The following is a 14,865-nucleotide window of genomic DNA, read 5'->3' on the forward strand; positions in this document are numbered from 1 at the left end:
CCAGGCCTGTTCGGGGCATCAGAGTACGCCCGCGCGCACGCGGTGACAGGTCGATGGTCGGGAAAGATCGGAAACTTTTCCGACCCTCCGGGAGGCGCCCGTTCAGTGCGCCGAACGGACCGCCAGCCCTTCCAGTACGGCGACCGCCTCGGCGGCGCGCTCGGCGGCCACGAACAGGTGGTCGTGGTGGTATCCGGCGATGACGTTGCAGCTGAGGCCGTGTGCGGCGAGTTCGGCGGCGAACGCTCCGGTGAGACCGACCGCGTCGAGGGCGGAGTGCACGCGCAGGGTGATCCATCCGGCGGTGTAGTCGTAGGCGAGTCCGGCCGCGTCGGCGTCCTCTCGGCGCAGGACGAGGGTGAGGCCCTCGGGTTCCAGGACGGTCGCGACGGGGGTGATCCCGTCGGGCGCGGTCGGGCCCGGGACCGTACAGAAGACGTAGGTCCCCTCGTTGAGCTCCGGTCGCATGCCGCTCAGCAGTTTCCGCAGGTCGCTCTCTCCACTCATGGACCCACCCTACCTATCATCCCCATATGACCGATTCGGCGCCCCCGGCGGAGAACGAGCAGAGCGAGCGTCACGCCTCCTGGCTGGAGCTGTTCTTCGACCTCACGGCGGTCGCCGGCGTGGCACAGCTGGCGCATCTGCTGCACGGCGGTCCCGCGTGGGCCGATCTGGGGCTGTACGCGGTGATGTTCCTGGCGTTCTGGACGGGCTGGATGCTGTTCACGGTCTACGGGAACGTCACGCGCGACGAGGTCCGGGTGTGGAGGGTGCTGGCCGGCATGTTCGGGCTGGCCGTGATGGCCGCCGCCGTTCACGGGGTGCGGGAGGGGGAACAGGCCGCCGCGTTCGCGCTCGCCTACATCCTCGTGCGATCGCTGGCCGGGAAGGCCTGGGAACGGCGCCGGGAGTACGTGGCGGACCTGCCGATCACCCGCCTGGGGTTGGGGCTGACGCCGTGGGTGGTGTCGATGTGGTTCGACGGCACCGCCCGGTACGCGCTGTGGGCGCTCGGGTTGGCCATCGACCTGGTGGTGATGTTCGCGGTGTCCACGAAGGCCCCGGCGGGCCGGGCGGGGGACGCGGACGAGGACGTCTCGGTGTGGACGGGGCACCGGCCGCCGCGGAAGCTGCGGGCCGCGTACACCGACGCACCGCATCTCGGGGAACGGCTGGGCCTGTTCGTGCTGATCGTGCTGGGCGAGGGGATCGCGCAGACGGTGTCCGAGGCCTCGGAGGTGGAGTGGGACTCCGCGCTGTACGCGGTGGGGACCGGCGCCTTCCTGCTGCTGATCCTGTTGTGGTCGCTGTCGCTGAGGCACGGCTCGGACGGGGTCCCGCTGCTGGCCCCCGGCGTCGTGCCCGTACGGCTCGCGTTGCCGCTGCACTGCTTCGTGGCGGGGTCGGTGGCGGCGCTGGCGGCGGCCCTGGGCGACTCGGTCGCGTACACCGACACGGCCGTGCCGGAACGGGTGCGGTGGTTGATGTGCGGGAGCCTCGCCGTGTACCTCGTCATCGCGGGTGCGGCGGTGGCCTGCTCGGGACGGAGCGCGCCGTGGGCGCTGCTGTTGACGGGCCCGCCGCTGGCCCTGGTCCTGGCGGTGGGCCTCATGGCCCGGGAGGCCAGGGCCGGGCATCTGGTGTGGCTGCTGGTGCTCGCGCTGTGGTGGCCCCTGGTGTGGCGGCTGCGTCGACCGTCCCCGGTCTCCTCGTAGGGCCGCGTCGGGGGGCGGCGGCTCCGCCCCCCGACGGCGGCGCCTACGTCAGGTCGAACTCGCCGCCCCGCGCGTCCAGGACGAACGTGCGCCACTCGTCCGGCGCGAAGATCAGCGACGGGCTGTCGGGCCTGCGACTGTTGCGCATCGCGATGAACCCCTCCACGAAGGCGATCTGAACGTCACCCGCCCCCCGGCTGCTCGACCGCCAGTCCGCCCCGCTGAGATCGAGGTCGGGCTTGTCCCAGCCTGCGAGGGGCTGCGAAGTCATGCTCTCGGCCACGTGCGTGCTCCTCCCGGTACGTCGTCCGAGGGCAAGATTAACCACGCCGGCGGGTGTCGCACAGGCCGCGACGGGTCACCGGGGGCCGGCCCGGCGCCCCGCCCGGGCATCGGATTCCGTTCAGCCGGTCGGCTGTTCGGCCCCGACCAGCCACATCGCGAAGAACTGCGCCCCGCCGCCGTAGGCGTGCCCCATCGCCCGCCGGGCGTCCGCGACCTGGTGCTCGCCGGCCTGGCCGCGGACCTGGAGCGCCGCCTCCGCGAAGCGGATCATGCCTGAGGCGCCGATCGGGTTGGTGGACAGGACACCGCCCGACGGGTTGACGGGCAGGTCCCCGTCGAGTTCGGTCACCCCGGCCTCGGTGAGTTTCCAGCCCTCGCCCTCGGCCGCGAAGCCCAGGTTCTCCAACCACATCGGCTCGTACCAGGAGAACGGCACGTACATCTCCACCGCGTCGATCTCCCGTCGGGGGTCGGAGATGCCCGCCTGCCGGTAGACGTCGGCCGCGCAGTCCTTGCCGGCCTGCGGGGACACGAAGTCCTTGCCGGCGAACAGTGTCGGCTCGCTGCGCATGGCGCCGCCGTGCACCCACGCCGGCGGCCTCGGCGACCGCGCGGCCCCCTCCCGGTCGGTGAGGATCATCGCGCAGGCCCCGTCCGAGGAGGGGCAGGTCTCGGAGTAGCGGATCGGGTCCCACAGCATGGGCGAGGCCTGGACCTTCTCCAGGGTGATGTCGCTCTCGTGCAGGTGTGCGTACGGGTTCTTCAGGGCGTTGCGCCGGTCCTTGTAGGCGACGAGCGAGCCCACCGTGTCGGGAGCTCCGGTGCGCCGCATGTACGCGCGCACGTGCGGCGCGAAGAACCCGCCGGCTCCCGCCAGCAGCGGCTGTTGGAAGGGCACGGGGAGGGAGAGCCCCCACATGGCGTTGGACTCGGACTGCTTCTCGAACGCGAGGGTCAGGACGGTCCGGTGGACGCGGGCCGCCACCAGGTTCATGGCGACCAGGGCGGTGGAGCCGCCCACCGAGCCGGCCGTGTGGACGCGCAGCATGGGTTTGCCGACCGCGCCGAGGGCGTCCGCCAGGTACAACTCCGGCATCATCACGCCCTCGAAGAAGTCGGGGGCCTTGCCGATGACCACGGCGTCGATGTCCGCCCAGGTCAACTCGGCGTCTTCCAGGGCGCGTACCGCCGCCTCCCGGACGAGTCCGGCGATGGACACGTCGTGTCGGGCGGCGACGTGCTTGGTCTGGCCGATGCCGACGACGGCCACGGGCTCCTTGCTCATGTTCGGTCCCCTTCCAGGACGGCGACCAGGTTCTGCTGGAGGCAGGGACCGGAGGTGGCGTGGGCGACGGCCCGGTCGGACTCGCCGCGGTGGATGCGGGCGGCGGCCTCGCCGATGCGGATCAGGCCGGCGGCCATGACCGGGTGGGCTGCGAGCGCCCCGCCGGACGGGTTGACGCTCACCTCGTCGCCGAGCCGGAGCGCCTTGCGGAGCACCACCTCCTGGGAGGAGAACGGCGCGTGCAGTTCGGCGGTGTCCACCGGCCCCTCGAAGACCCCGGCCCGCTCGGCGGCGATCCGGGTGGACACGGAGTCGGTGAGGTCGCGCAGCCCCAGGCCGTGTGCCTCGATGCGGTGGTCGATGCCCGTGATCCAGGCGGGCCGCTCGCACAGCCCCCGGGCCACGTCCCCGGCGGCGAGGATGACGGCGGCCGCGCCGTCGCTGACAGGGGGGCAGTCCCCGGTGCGCAGCGGGGCGACCTGGTACTCGCCCTGGGGTACGGGGCCCCTGAGTTGGGCGTGCGGGTTGGTCTCGGCGGAGGTCCGGCTGCGGGCTCCGATGGCGGCGAGGGCGTGCTCGTCGGTCTCGCCCGCGTCGATCAGCGCCCGGGCCTGGAGGGCGGCCAGGGCCACGGAGTCGGGCCAGAGCGGGGCGAGGTAGTAGGGGTCGAGCTGTCGGGTCATGACGTCGCGCACCGATCCCGGCGAGGACTTCCCGTACGCGTAGACGAGCGCGGTGTCGGCCTCCCCCGTCTGGATCTTGACCCAGGCCTCGTAGAGGGCCCAGGCGCCGTCCATCTCCACGTGCGACTCGGAGATCGGCGGCCAGGCGCCGACCCCGTCGAGGGTCATGGTGAAGGAGAAGGCCCTGCCCGCCAGGTAGTCGCTGGAGCCGGAGCAGGTGAAGCCGATCTCGCCGGTCTTCAGTCCGGTCCGGGCCAGCACCCGGTGCAGGACCGGCATGACCATCTCGACTTCGCTCAGCTCGTCGGTGTCGCGCCGGTGGTCGCTCTGTGCGAAGGCGACGACGGCCACGTCGCGCGCGTGCCTGCTCGTCCTGGCCATCAGATGAGCTCCTTGTACACGTCGTAGTCCGCGTCGGGTTCGCCAGTGGGGCGGTAGTGGTCGGGGTGGCGACCGCCCTCGGTCCACACGGGTTCCACGCGCAGGCCCATGCGGACCTGGTCGTAGGGGATGCCGCCGATCCGCCCGTGGAGGGCCAGGTCCGCGCCGTCGAGGGCGATGTGGGCGTAGACGTAGGGGACTTCGATGTCGAGGTTGCGCGCCTTGATGTTGACGATGCAGTACGTGGTGACCGTTCCGGCGGGGCCGACCTCGACCCGGTCGGTGGTGGCCACTCCGCAGGTCGGGCAGGCGCCGCGCGGGGGCACGTACACCTTGTGGCAGGAGGGGCAGCGCTCGCCGACGGTCCGCCGCTCGGAGAGGGCGTTGATGTAGGCGGTCTGGGCGCGTCCGGGGCTGTACGTGTAGTCCAGGCGGGCCTCGGCGACGATGCCGGTAACCGCGTCCGTGAAGACACCGTCGTGCGGAGCGGCCCGAGGGGAGGCCTGAGGGGCGTCGGTGGGGTCGGCGGGGGTGTCGTCCGGTTCGAAGCAGGCGATGTCGGTGATGGCCCCGACGCGGTCCGTCGCCCAGCGGATCCGGACCCGCATGCCGGTGGCCACCGACTCGGGTCCGGGGGCGTCGAGGGCGTGCAGGATCGCGGTGTCGGCGCCGTCGAGGCGGACGAGGACCCAGGCGAAGGGGGTGGCGAGGGGCTGTTGCGGGCGCGGTTCGCCGTTCCAGGCCCAGGTGGTGACGGTCCCGGTCGCGGACACCTCGACCAGGTCGCGGATCTCGTCGGCGGTGACGGGGTCGTATTCGACGGGCGGGACCATCACCTTGCCGTCGGACGTCGTGACGCCGAGGACGACGCGTTCGCGCAGGCCCGTGAGGAAGGCGCTCTGAACGGGCCCGAGGGAGCGGGTGAAGGGGAACTCGACGACGAGGGGTGCGCGCAGCACCTCGGGGGGGGACGCGGCTGCTGTCATGGAGGGGTCTCCGGTTTCTCCGGGGCGGTGGGGGACGGTGGACGTGTCGGCGTCCGGGGCGTGAGGGGTCAGCCGCGTCGGCGTCCGGCGCGTGAGGGGTCAGCCGCGCTTGTAGACCGGAGGCCGCTTCTCGGCGAAGGCCCGGGCCCCTTCCTTCGCGTCGGCCGTGTCGAAGATGGGCCAACCGCGGGCGAGTTCGGCGGCCAGTCCTTCCGTCTCGGTGAGTTCGGCGCTCTCGTGGACGGAGGCCTTGACGGCCTCGACGGCCAGCGGGCCGCAGGCGTTGATCCGCTCGGCGATCTCCAGGGCCGCGTCCAGCGCCGTGCCGTCGGGCACCACCCGCCCGATGAGCCCGATCCGCGCGGCCTCCTCGGCCGGGTACGGCCGTCCGGTGAGCAGCATCTCCAGCGCGTGGGTGCGGGGGATCTGCCGGGGCAGCCGCACGGTCGAGCCGCCGATCGGGAAGAGGCCGCGTTTGACCTCGAACAACCCGAAGGTGGCCCCCGCGCCGGCGACCCGGATGTCGGTGCCTTGAAGGATCTCGGTGCCGCCGGCCACGCAGTACCCCTCGACCGCCGCGATCACCGGTTTGCGCGGTCGGTGGTGGCGGAGCATGGCCTTCCAGTGCAGGTCGGGGTCGGCCTTCAGGCGGTCCCGGTACTGATCGCCCGCCATGCCCTTCCCGGCCAGCGCCTTCAGGTCCATGCCCGCGCAGAAGTCGCCGCCCGCGCCCGTCAGGACCACGGAGCGGATCGCGTCGTCGGCGTCCGCCTCCAGCCAGCCGTCGTACAGGCCCACCAACAGCGGCAGCGAGAGCGCGTTCTTCGCTTCCGGTCTGTTCATGGTGAGCACCAGCGTGGCTCCGCGGCGTTCCACGGTCAGGTGTTCGGTTCCACCCATTGCCGTCCTCCCGTCTCAAGACCTAGAACAGGTTGCAGGAGGGGCGAGTGCAGTTCAATAGTTTTCTGACACACAGTCAGTTTTCTTGTCCCGCGCCCTTCCCAGTTGGCATGGGCGGCGCTCTAATGACCGCCGAGCAGCCCACCCATGGGATCTTTCGGGTCAGGAGGAACGGTGGAGTACAACCTTGCCGACCTGTTCGAGTCGGTCGTGGACGTGGTCCCGGACCGCGAGGCCCTGGTGTACGTGGACCACCCCGGGACCGGCGCCGAGCACCGCCTGACGTACGCGGAGTTGGACGCCGCGGCGAACCGCGTCGCGCACCACCTGCTCGACAGCGGGCTGCGGGCCGGCGAGCACCTGGGGCTGCACCTCTACAACGGGGTCGAGTACCTCCAGACCGTACTGGCCTGTCTCAAGGCCCGACTGGTTCCGGTGAACGTCAACTACCGGTACGTGGAGGAGGAACTGGTCTACCTCTACAACGACGCCGACCTCGCCGCGCTCGTCTTCGAGGGCGAGTTCACCGAGCGGGTGGCTGCCGCGCTGCCGCAGACGACGAGGCTCCGGCACCTGATCCGGGTCGGCACGGCACCCGAGGGGGCGCCCGAACCCTCGCTCGCCCCGGTCCCGTTCGAGGACGCGGCGGCGGCCGGCTCCCCCGAACGCGGCTTCCCGCCGCGCTCCCCCGACGACCTGTTCATCATCTACACCGGCGGCACGACCGGGATGCCCAAGGGCGTCATGTGGCGGGCCGAGGACCTCTTCTTCGCGGGGCTGTTCGGCGGGGAGCCGTCCGGCGAACCGGTGAAGCGGCCGGAGGAACTCGCCGAGCGGGTGGCCGCGCGCGGCGCCGGGCTCACCTTCTTCCCCGCTCCCCCGCTGATGCACGGCACGTCCACGTTGACCTCGTTCATCGCCTTCAACTACGGGCAGCGGGTGGTGATCCACCGCAAGTACGCGCCCGAGGAGGTGCTGCGGACCATCGAGAAGGAGAAGGTCTCCAGCGTCTCCCTGGTGGGTGACGCGATGCTGCGGCCTCTCATCGACGCCCTGAACGGGCCGCTGCGGGGCACCGATCTGTCGTCCCTCTTCAGCGTCTCCTCTTCGGGCGCGATCATGTCGGAGACCGTGCGGGCCGAGTTCCAGCGGCTCGTGCCGCACGTCATGCTGTTGAACAACTTCGGCTCCTCCGAGTCCGGGTCGAACGGGAAGGCCACGAGCGACTCCGGCCCGGAGAACGGCTTCCGTCTGGAGGTCAACGACCGTACGCGGGTGGTGGATCCGGTGACGCACGAACCGGTGCCGGTGGGCGAGCCGGGGCGGCTGGCGCAGCGGGGGCACGTTCCGCTCGGGTACTACAACGACCCCGCCAAGACCGCGGAGACCTTCTTCCGCAAGGGCGAGGAGCGGTGGGTGTTGCTCGGTGACATGGCCACCGTGGACGAGCGGGGCATCGTCACGGTGCTCGGTCGCGGTTCGCAGTGCATCAACACCGGTGGGGAGAAGGTGTATCCGGAGGAGGTCGAGCAGGCGCTCAAGTCACACCCGGACGTGTACGACGCCCTGGTCGCCGGTGTGGCGGACCCGAGGTGGGGCAGTCACGTGGCGGCGGTGGTCCAGGTCCGCGAGGGGGCGGGCGAGCCGACGCTGGACGAGATACAGAACCACTGCCGCACCAGGCTGGCGGGGTACAAGATCCCGCGGCAACTGGTCATCGCCCCCGCGATCCAGCGCTCGCCCAGCGGCAAGGCGGACTACCGCTGGGCGAAGACGGTGGCCACCGAGGCGGACGCCGCGGACGCGACGCCCTGACGCCCGTCGGCCGGGCGGTTCCCCATCGGCCGGGCGGATCGCGCCGGCCCGGGCGGATGCCCCGGCCGGCGGGGCGCGGGCCGACGGTCACGCCACCGGGTGGCCCTCGCCGTCGGTGCGGTCGGACTGGGTGGAGAACCTCGACAGGAACACGTCGTACTGCCCGTCGTCGCGGCGGGTCATCGTCGCACCGTCCTGCCAGGTCCCGTTCTCGGCCCACCACTGGCTGCCGTACGGGTCGCCCTGGTTCTGATGGACGTTGTGCACGCCGAGGCCGCCGTGGGAGAAGGGCTCCCCGAAGACGAGGATCGCCCTGCCCGGCACGAGGATCGACTCCAGTGCCCGCGACGCTTCCAGATGGTCGCCGGCGACCCACGGGCGCGGCGGGCTCAGCCGGTCCAGGATCGCCCGGAGCCAGGCGATCCCGCATCCGGTCCGAGGGCGCAGCGCGGGGTGGCGCAGGTAGTCGACGGCGCCCGAACCCGAGGTGCGGGCGAGGTGGTGGAAGCCGGGCGGCAGTCCGGACGCGGGATCGACCACCGAGGCGGCGAGGGTGATCACCTTCCATCGGACGCCGGTGGCGGAATCCTTGCTGTCCACGTCGATCGCGCACCGGTGGCGACCCTCGGGGGCGTCGACCTCCAGATTGACGTGGTACCAACGCCCCTGGGTGTCGGGCTCGTCGCGGAAATGGCGATGGAGCGTTCCGGACAACACTCCGTAGTCTTCGAGCGGCATGCCGCCAGTGAACCACCCCGCGCACCACGGGGTGGGCCCCGGTGGCCCGTTCGGTGGTCGCGCGTCCGCCGGTGACGACTGGGCGCGGCCGGTTCCCGGGCGGCGCGGCGACGACCCGGCTCAGGCGGTCGCGGCCCGGCCCGCGTCCGCCTCGCGGTGCATGCCGGTGCACAGGGCCCAGATGACGAGGAGGTTGACGGCGATCAGCACGAGGGCCCACAAGGGGTAGTACGGCAGCCACAGGAAGTTGGCCACCACGCCGAGACTGGCGATGGCGACGCCGAAGTAGCGTGCCCACAGGGCGCCGCCGATCACGGCGCAGCCGGCGATCACGAGGGCCACGCCCAGGATGATGTGGACCCAGCCCCAGCCGGTCCCGCTGAATTCGTAGACGTAGTGGCGGGTGACGACGAACAGGTCGTCATTGACCACGGCGGCGATCCCTTCGAGGACCGCCATCACCCCGCCGACGATCATCAGGGCTGCCGCCACAAGGGTGGTACCGGAGGCGGGCGCGTGCGTGGGGCTCGTGTGCACGTGCCCCGCCCGGTGTCCGACGGGGTCACTGGCCATCTCGATCTCCCTGGGTCGCGGCGTCGGGCCTGGGGTGCAGGCCGGCGAGAACCTCTGCTTCAGCGTGGCACGGCGGCTCGGCGTCGGCACTCCGGCCCGCGTCGGTGCGGTGGGCGGGAGCCGGTGCGGTGGGCGGGAGCCGGGGGCGCTCAAGGGCGTGGTGTCACCCTGCGCAGTCACCCTGCGGTGTCATCCTGCGCTGTCGCCCGCCGAGGGAAAACAGGCGATCACTCGTTCGAGTCATTGATTTAACCGCCGGGGGCCTGGCACTCTACCGAATGATCGGTCGGTTGGCAGGCGATGAGGTGACGGCATGAGGGCGTACGCGGACATCCATGACGAGAGCGAGCGGTTGAGCGGCGACGAGCTGGCCGCTCTCCAGTTGAGGCGGCTGCGCGCGACCCTGCGCCGCGCCTATGAGAACGTGCCCCACTACCGGCAGGCGTTCGACAAGGCCGGTCTGCATCCGGACGACTGCCGGTCCCTGGCCGACCTCGCCCACTTCCCGTTCACCACCAAGTCCGATCTGCGCGACCAGTACCCCTTCGGGATGTTCGCCGTGCCCCGCTCCGAGGTGCGGCGCGTCCACGCCTCCAGCGGGACCACCGGACGCCCCACGGTCGTCGGCTACACCGAGGGGGACCTGTCCACCTGGGCCGACGTGGTGGCCCGGTCCATCCGCGCGGCGGGCGGTCGCCCCGGTCAGATCGTGCACGTCGCCTACGGCTACGGCCTCTTCACCGGCGGGCTCGGCGCGCACTACGGCGCGGAGCGGCTCGGTTGTACGGTCGTGCCCGCCTCGGGCGGCATGACCGACCGCCAGGTGCGGCTGATCCAGGACTTCCGGCCGGAGGTCATCATGGTGACCCCGTCCTACATGCTCACCCTGCTGGACGAGATGGAACGCCAGGGCATCGACCCCCGTTCCACCTCGCTCCGTACGGGGATCTTCGGTGCGGAGCCGTGGACGGAGGGGATGCGGCGGGAGATCGAGGAACGGCTGGACATGGACGCCGTGGACATCTACGGCCTGTCCGAGGTGATGGGACCGGGCGTGGCCCAGGAGTTCGCGTCGACCAAGGACGGCCTGCACATCTGGGAGGACCACTTCCTCCCGGAGGTGGTCGACCCGTTGACCGGGGCGGTGCTGCCGGACGGGGAGCCGGGCGAGTTGGTGTTCACCTCGCTCACCAAGGAGGCCATGCCGATCATCCGGTACCGGACCCGGGACCTGACGCGGCTGTTGCCGGGGACGGCCCGGCCCGCCTTCCGCCGGATGGAGAAGGTCACCGGCCGCAGCGACGACATGATCATCCTGCGGGGGGTGAACCTCTACCCCACCGCGGTGGAGGAGATCCTGCTGCGCGTCCCGGGCCTGGCCCCGCACTTCCAGCTTCGGCTGACCGACGAGGGCCGCCTGGACACCCTGACCGTACGGGTGGAGGCCCGGCGGGGCGTCGATCGCGACCGCCGCGAGGAAGCGGCCGCCGAGGTGGTCCGCGCCGTCAAGGAGGGCATCGGGGTGTCCGTGCGCGTGGAGGTGGTGGACCCGGAGACCCTGGAACGCTCGGTGGGCAAGATCAAGCGGGTACGGGACCTGCGCGCCAGACCCTAGTGCCGTGACCGGGACGGCTCCGCACGGGGCGCCGGGACGGCTCCGCACGCGTCCGCCCGGTCCCGTCAGCCGCGTGGATGCCGGAAACCACCCCTTCGAGCCCACTTGCGCGTACGCGCGGGAGGGCCCAGGGTGCTCCCGGGTAGGCCAGTGTGCGTGACCCTGAAGCCCCGGCTGCTGCACGACCGCTTCCAGGCCTCCCTCGCCGGGCTGGCCTGGAGCCGGGGTCGTGAGATGGAGCTGATGCACCGGGCGATGGGCTTCGCCGCCCTCGGGTTCCTCACCCTGGTGCCGCTGCTGGTGGTCGTCGCGGCCGCCGCCCCCGGCAGTGGATACGGCTTCGGCCGCTGGCTGGGCCAGGCCCTCGGCGTGACGGCTTCCTCGCGGGCCCGGGTCGAGGTCCTGTTCGGATCCGCGGATCTGGCGCTGGAACGGACGACGGCCTTCGGGCTCGCCGCGCTCGCCGTGTTCGGCCTGACCTTCGGCTCGGCCGTGCAGACCGGCTACGAGAAGGTGTGGGACCTGCCCACGGCCCGTTGGCACACCATGTGGCGGCACGTGGTGTGGCTCGCCCTGCTGGTCTGCTACCTCGCGATGCTCGTCGGGATCCCCTCACCGCCACACGACGTGATCGGCAGTGTGGTCGGCACGATCACCGACCTGGTGGGCACCGTGCTGTTCTTCTGGTCCTCCCAGCGACTCCTGCTGGGCGGGCGCGTCCGCTGGCGCGCCCTGCTCCCGGGAGCGGTGGCCACCAGCATCGGCCTGCTCGGGCTCCGGGTCTTCTCGCAACTGGTGTTCTCCCCGCTGATCGCCTCGAACGCGGTGACGTACGGCCCCTTCGGCACACTGCTGGTCGTCCAGTCCTGGCTGGTCGGGGTCGGCTTCGTGGTCTACGGCGGCGCCCTCGTCGGCCGCCTGCTCCACGAACGCCTCACCCTCCGCCGGCTCCACCGCTCGGGCCTTCCGCCGGAGTAGGGGGTGTCCGCGCCGCGTCCCCCTCCGGCGTCGTGCGCGGCTCACCCTCCCCGGGGCGTACCCGGCGGGCCCGCACGAAGCGCAGCAGGCGCGTGACGCCGTAGCCGAGCAGCCACGGCAGGACGGTGATGCCCCCGATGTACACGAGCAGGTAGCCGAGGAAGTCGTCCCAGTGCTCCGGCGGCTCCTTGGCACCATCCGCCCGGAGTGTCCACTCCCACCGACTCAGCGGGAACGTCATGAAGACCGCCGAGGTCAGGACGGGGATCAGCGGGATCAGCACCGACCACAGTCGAGGCCGCCAACCGGGCGCGCGGGCGCACCACACCCCCAGCCAGAGCATGGCGAACGGCCCGAACGGCACCCACAGCACCACCGGGTACAGCAGCAGCACCCACCACTCGTCCGAGTAACCGAACATCATCGGCGTCGCCCCCTGGTGTCGCCGGCCCCGCGGGGTCCTGTCCCCCCGTCACCCGCCGGCGTGAACCTACCGCCGCGGGGTCCTGTACGGCACCCTTTTATCGCGTGCGGTGCGCCGGCGCCGGGCTTCCCGTCCGCCGCTCCGCCGCTCCGGCGCTCCGGCCCGCCACACGCCGCACGCCACCCGTCAGACGCCCTGGCCGCCGAAGCGGTCCCGGAGTTCGCGCTTGAGGATCTTTCCGCTGGCATTGCGGGGCAGCGCGTCCACGAAGAGCACCCGCTTGGGGGCCTTGAAGTGGGCGAGCCTGTCGCGGGCGTACGCCATCAGCTCCGCCTCCGCGACCTCCCCGCGCGGCACCACCACCGCCGTGACCGCCTCGATCCACCGTTCGTCGGGCAGGCCGACGACGGCCGCCTCCGCCACCCCGGGGTGGGTGTACAGGACGTCCTCCACCTGGCGGGAGGCGACCAGCACCCCGCCCGAGTTGATGACGTCCTTCACTCGGTCGACGACGGTGAAGTAGCCCTCCGCGTCCCGTACGGCGAGGTCCCCGGAGCGGAACCAGCCGTCCCGGAAGGCCTTCTCGGTCGCCTCGGGGTCGTTCCAGTAGCCGAGGCACAACTGCGGCGAGCGGTAGACCACCTCGCCCGCGACCCCGTCCGCGACGTCGGCTCCGTCCTCGTCGACGACCTTCGCCTCGACGTGGCGCACCGGCCGCCCGCACGAGTCCATCCGGCCCTCGTGTTCGGCCGGCCCCAGCACCGTGGCCAGCGGGCCGATCTCGCTCTGCCCGAAGCAGTTGTAGAACGCGAGCCCCGGCAGTCGCGCCCGCAGCCGTTCGAGAACGGGCACCGGCATGATCGAGGCCCCGTAGTAGGCCTTGCGCAGCGCGCCCAGGTCCCGCCGTTCGAACCCGGGGTGGTTGGCCAGCCCGATCCACACCGTCGGCGGCGCGAAGAGGCTGTCCGCCCGGCCCGCTTCCACCAGGTCGAGGATGTCTCCCGCGACCGGCGCGTCGAGGACGGTGTTCTCCGCGCCCACCGCCAGGTAGGGCAGCAGGAAGACGTGCGTCTGCGCCGAGTGGTAGAGGGGCAGCGCGTGCACGGGCCGGTCCGTCTCGGCCAGGTCCAGGGCGGCGATGGCGCTCTCGTACTCGTGCGCCAGTGCGCGGTGGGTCATCATCGCGCCCTTGGGCAGGGCGGTGGTCCCGGAGGTGTAGAGCAGTTGCACCACGGCGTCCGCGATCCGGTCCGGGGCGAAGGGCAGCGGCTCGTCCAACTCCGTGAGGAAGGAGGCCGGGGCGTCGCGCAGGGCGCGCACGGCGTGTCCGGCGGGGATCCGGCCGGCGAGGTCCGGGTCGGCGAGCACGAGCGCGCTCGCGCAGTTCCCCAGGATGTGCGCGAGGTCCTCGCCGGTGAGGTTCTGGTTGACGGGGACGTGCGTGAGCCCGGCGCGTGCGCAGGCGAGGAAGGCGATGAGGTAGGCATCGGAGTTGTGGGCGTAGGTCGCGACCCGGTCGCCGGCGGACAGCGCGTACCGGTCGCGCAGGACGGCGGCGCCGGTGGTGACGGCCGCGTCGAGTTCCGCGTACGTCCAGGTCCGTTCGCGGTAGCGCAGCGCCACCCGGTCGGGGACCCGCAGGGCGCTGTCGCGGAGCAGCCCGTCGACCGTGTTCTCTCGGACCGCTCGCCCCGACCCCCCGGCCGTCACGGCATCCCCGGCGGTCGAGGCGTCCCCCGGCGTCACGGCTCCGTCCGGCCTCATGGCTCCGTCCGGCCTCATGGCTCCCTGTGGCGTCATGGCGCGATCCTTCCCCCTCCCCCACCCGAGGTCAACAACCGGGATACCCGATGGGACGTTGACGGATCGTCGGGTGGCCCGCATGAGTGTGGGGGCACGCGAGCACCGCCTGTGCCACGGACAATCGCGCCCCTGCGCAGGCCGCTTGGGAGGTACGTTGCGCATCCGCACCCGTCCCTTGCGTCGTCCCTTACCTCGTCGCGTCGCCCTCGTCGGCACCGCCCTGCTCACCGCCGCGGCAGCGTTGCCCCAGGCCTCGGCCGACGCCGAGCGCGTTCCGTCCGGCGGCGGTCTGTCCGCCGTCATCCGCTACACCGAGAACGGCATCCCCCACTTCCTGGCCCGGGACGACGCGCGCCTCGGTTTCGGTACCGGCTGGGCTCAGGCGGCCGACCAGGTCTGCGTACTCGCGGGCGGGTTCCTGATGCTGTCCGCGGGCCCGGTCATCGCGCCCAGGTCGAGGACCGCACCCGGTACACCGCAGGGGCCGGCCACGACCACGAGCGGTCGGAGGGTGCTGACCCGCACCACCAGCCCGCCGGCGCCGCTCCGGCCATCCGCCTCCGTGAGGTCGGCGTAGGCGCCCGCCACGCCCGGCTCGGGCTCGGCTAGTGCTGTGGCGGGAAAGGTTTGCCGGGGCGCGGTGTCCAGTGCGGTACATCGCAAGGCGGAGGAGCGCCGCTC

General features: G+C 72.0%; 15 protein-coding genes. 5 read left to right on the forward strand and 10 right to left on the reverse strand.

Features of this window, described 5'->3' with window-relative positions; translation table 11 throughout:
* Positions 1 to 102 precede the first annotated feature (102 nt).
* Positions 103 to 507: an ACT domain-containing protein gene (locus tag ACFYW3_RS14285; RefSeq protein ID WP_053682050.1), complete on the reverse strand. Its 405-nt coding sequence runs from the start codon at positions 505 to 507 to the stop codon at positions 103 to 105.
* 26 nt (positions 508 to 533) lie between these two features.
* Between ACFYW3_RS14285 and ACFYW3_RS14290 the strand changes: the two genes are divergently transcribed.
* Positions 534 to 1,718, forward strand: coding sequence for a low temperature requirement protein A (locus ACFYW3_RS14290; RefSeq protein WP_351754688.1), 1,185 nt, complete (start codon positions 534 to 536; stop codon positions 1,716 to 1,718).
* A 43-nt stretch (positions 1,719 to 1,761) separates the two neighbouring features.
* Here the strand turns inward: ACFYW3_RS14290 and ACFYW3_RS14295 are convergent, their stop codons facing one another.
* From ACFYW3_RS14295 to ACFYW3_RS14315, 5 genes are all read right to left on the reverse strand, one after another.
* A complete protein-coding gene (locus ACFYW3_RS14295; RefSeq protein ID WP_389386589.1) occupies positions 1,762 to 1,989 on the reverse strand; it encodes a DUF397 domain-containing protein in 228 nt (75 codons plus the stop codon).
* 132 nt (positions 1,990 to 2,121) lie between these two features.
* Positions 2,122 to 3,288, reverse strand: coding sequence for a thiolase domain-containing protein (locus tag ACFYW3_RS14300; protein WP_351754694.1), 1,167 nt, complete (start codon positions 3,286 to 3,288; stop codon positions 2,122 to 2,124).
* A complete protein-coding gene (locus ACFYW3_RS14305) occupies positions 3,285 to 4,352 on the reverse strand; it encodes a thiolase domain-containing protein (RefSeq protein ID WP_351754697.1) in 1,068 nt (355 codons plus the stop codon). The genes ACFYW3_RS14300 and ACFYW3_RS14305 overlap by 4 nt, the downstream gene beginning before the upstream one ends.
* The gene (locus ACFYW3_RS14310; protein ID WP_389386401.1) at positions 4,352 to 5,338 is read right to left on the reverse strand and encodes a Zn-ribbon domain-containing OB-fold protein; all 987 of its coding nucleotides are present in this window, start codon (positions 5,336 to 5,338) and stop codon (positions 4,352 to 4,354) included. Before ACFYW3_RS14310 ends, ACFYW3_RS14305 begins: the two co-directional genes overlap by 1 nt.
* Before the next feature lie 99 nt (positions 5,339 to 5,437).
* The gene (locus ACFYW3_RS14315; RefSeq protein WP_389386402.1) at positions 5,438 to 6,238 is read right to left on the reverse strand and encodes a crotonase/enoyl-CoA hydratase family protein; all 801 of its coding nucleotides are present in this window, start codon (positions 6,236 to 6,238) and stop codon (positions 5,438 to 5,440) included.
* A gap of 174 nt (positions 6,239 to 6,412) precedes the next feature.
* Between ACFYW3_RS14315 and ACFYW3_RS14320 the strand changes: the two genes are divergently transcribed.
* A complete protein-coding gene (locus ACFYW3_RS14320) occupies positions 6,413 to 8,053 on the forward strand; it encodes an acyl-CoA synthetase (RefSeq protein ID WP_389386403.1) in 1,641 nt (546 codons plus the stop codon).
* An 87-nt stretch (positions 8,054 to 8,140) separates the two neighbouring features.
* Here the strand turns inward: ACFYW3_RS14320 and ACFYW3_RS14325 are convergent, their stop codons facing one another.
* Positions 8,141 to 8,791 (reverse strand): DUF2278 family protein, encoded by a 651-nt coding sequence (locus ACFYW3_RS14325; protein ID WP_389386404.1) that lies wholly within the window; start codon positions 8,789 to 8,791, stop codon positions 8,141 to 8,143.
* A gap of 120 nt (positions 8,792 to 8,911) precedes the next feature.
* Positions 8,912 to 9,364: a hypothetical protein gene (locus ACFYW3_RS14330; RefSeq protein WP_389386405.1), complete on the reverse strand. Its 453-nt coding sequence runs from the start codon at positions 9,362 to 9,364 to the stop codon at positions 8,912 to 8,914.
* Positions 9,365 to 9,677: 313 nt separating this feature from the next.
* Between ACFYW3_RS14330 and paaK the strand changes: the two genes are divergently transcribed.
* Positions 9,678 to 10,979, forward strand: coding sequence for a phenylacetate--CoA ligase PaaK (gene paaK, locus ACFYW3_RS14335; RefSeq protein WP_351754711.1), 1,302 nt, complete (start codon positions 9,678 to 9,680; stop codon positions 10,977 to 10,979).
* 156 nt (positions 10,980 to 11,135) lie between these two features.
* Positions 11,136 to 11,957: a YhjD/YihY/BrkB family envelope integrity protein gene (locus tag ACFYW3_RS14340; protein WP_351754714.1), complete on the forward strand. Its 822-nt coding sequence runs from the start codon at positions 11,136 to 11,138 to the stop codon at positions 11,955 to 11,957.
* Here ACFYW3_RS14340 and ACFYW3_RS14345 read toward each other — a convergent pair.
* Together ACFYW3_RS14345 and ACFYW3_RS14350 are read right to left on the reverse strand one after the other, a co-directional pair.
* On the reverse strand, positions 11,914 to 12,381 hold the full coding sequence (locus ACFYW3_RS14345; RefSeq protein WP_389386406.1) for a hypothetical protein: 468 nt from the start codon (positions 12,379 to 12,381) through the stop codon (positions 11,914 to 11,916). The two genes, ACFYW3_RS14340 and ACFYW3_RS14345, sit on opposite strands and share 44 nt — an antisense overlap.
* Before the next feature lie 186 nt (positions 12,382 to 12,567).
* A complete protein-coding gene (locus ACFYW3_RS14350) occupies positions 12,568 to 14,181 on the reverse strand; it encodes a fatty acyl-CoA synthetase (RefSeq protein ID WP_351754718.1) in 1,614 nt (537 codons plus the stop codon).
* A gap of 157 nt (positions 14,182 to 14,338) precedes the next feature.
* Here ACFYW3_RS14350 and ACFYW3_RS14355 point away from each other — a divergent pair, with 157 nt between their 5' ends.
* Complete coding sequence (locus ACFYW3_RS14355; RefSeq protein WP_389386407.1) at positions 14,339 to 14,761, forward strand: penicillin acylase family protein; 423 nt, start codon at positions 14,339 to 14,341, stop codon at positions 14,759 to 14,761.
* The last annotated feature ends 104 nt before the right edge of the window (positions 14,762 to 14,865 follow it).

This window comes from Streptomyces sp. NPDC002602 (assembly GCF_042889445.1).
Lineage (GTDB): Bacteria > Actinomycetota > Actinomycetes > Streptomycetales > Streptomycetaceae > Streptomyces.

Coding starts and splice junctions, on each gene's coding strand:
- ACFYW3_RS14285 (WP_053682050.1), bottom strand. CDS start 507: ATGAGTGGAGAGAGCGACCTGCGGAAACTGCTGAGCGGCATGCGACCG.
- ACFYW3_RS14290 (WP_351754688.1), top strand. CDS start 534: ATGACCGATTCGGCGCCCCCGGCGGAGAACGAGCAGAGCGAGCGTCAC.
- ACFYW3_RS14295 (WP_389386589.1), bottom strand. CDS start 1,989: ATGACTTCGCAGCCCCTCGCAGGCTGGGACAAGCCCGACCTCGATCTC.
- ACFYW3_RS14300 (WP_351754694.1), bottom strand. CDS start 3,288: ATGAGCAAGGAGCCCGTGGCCGTCGTCGGCATCGGCCAGACCAAGCAC.
- ACFYW3_RS14305 (WP_351754697.1), bottom strand. CDS start 4,352: ATGGCCAGGACGAGCAGGCACGCGCGCGACGTGGCCGTCGTCGCCTTC.
- ACFYW3_RS14310 (WP_389386401.1), bottom strand. CDS start 5,338: ATGACAGCAGCCGCGTCCCCCCCCGAGGTGCTGCGCGCACCCCTCGTC.
- ACFYW3_RS14315 (WP_389386402.1), bottom strand. CDS start 6,238: ATGGGTGGAACCGAACACCTGACCGTGGAACGCCGCGGAGCCACGCTG.
- ACFYW3_RS14325 (WP_389386404.1), bottom strand. CDS start 8,791: ATGCCGCTCGAAGACTACGGAGTGTTGTCCGGAACGCTCCATCGCCAT.
- ACFYW3_RS14330 (WP_389386405.1), bottom strand. CDS start 9,364: ATGGCCAGTGACCCCGTCGGACACCGGGCGGGGCACGTGCACACGAGC.
- paaK (WP_351754711.1), top strand. CDS start 9,678: ATGAGGGCGTACGCGGACATCCATGACGAGAGCGAGCGGTTGAGCGGC.
- ACFYW3_RS14345 (WP_389386406.1), bottom strand. CDS start 12,381: ATGATGTTCGGTTACTCGGACGAGTGGTGGGTGCTGCTGCTGTACCCG.
- ACFYW3_RS14350 (WP_351754718.1), bottom strand. CDS start 14,181: ATGACGCCACAGGGAGCCATGAGGCCGGACGGAGCCATGAGGCCGGAC.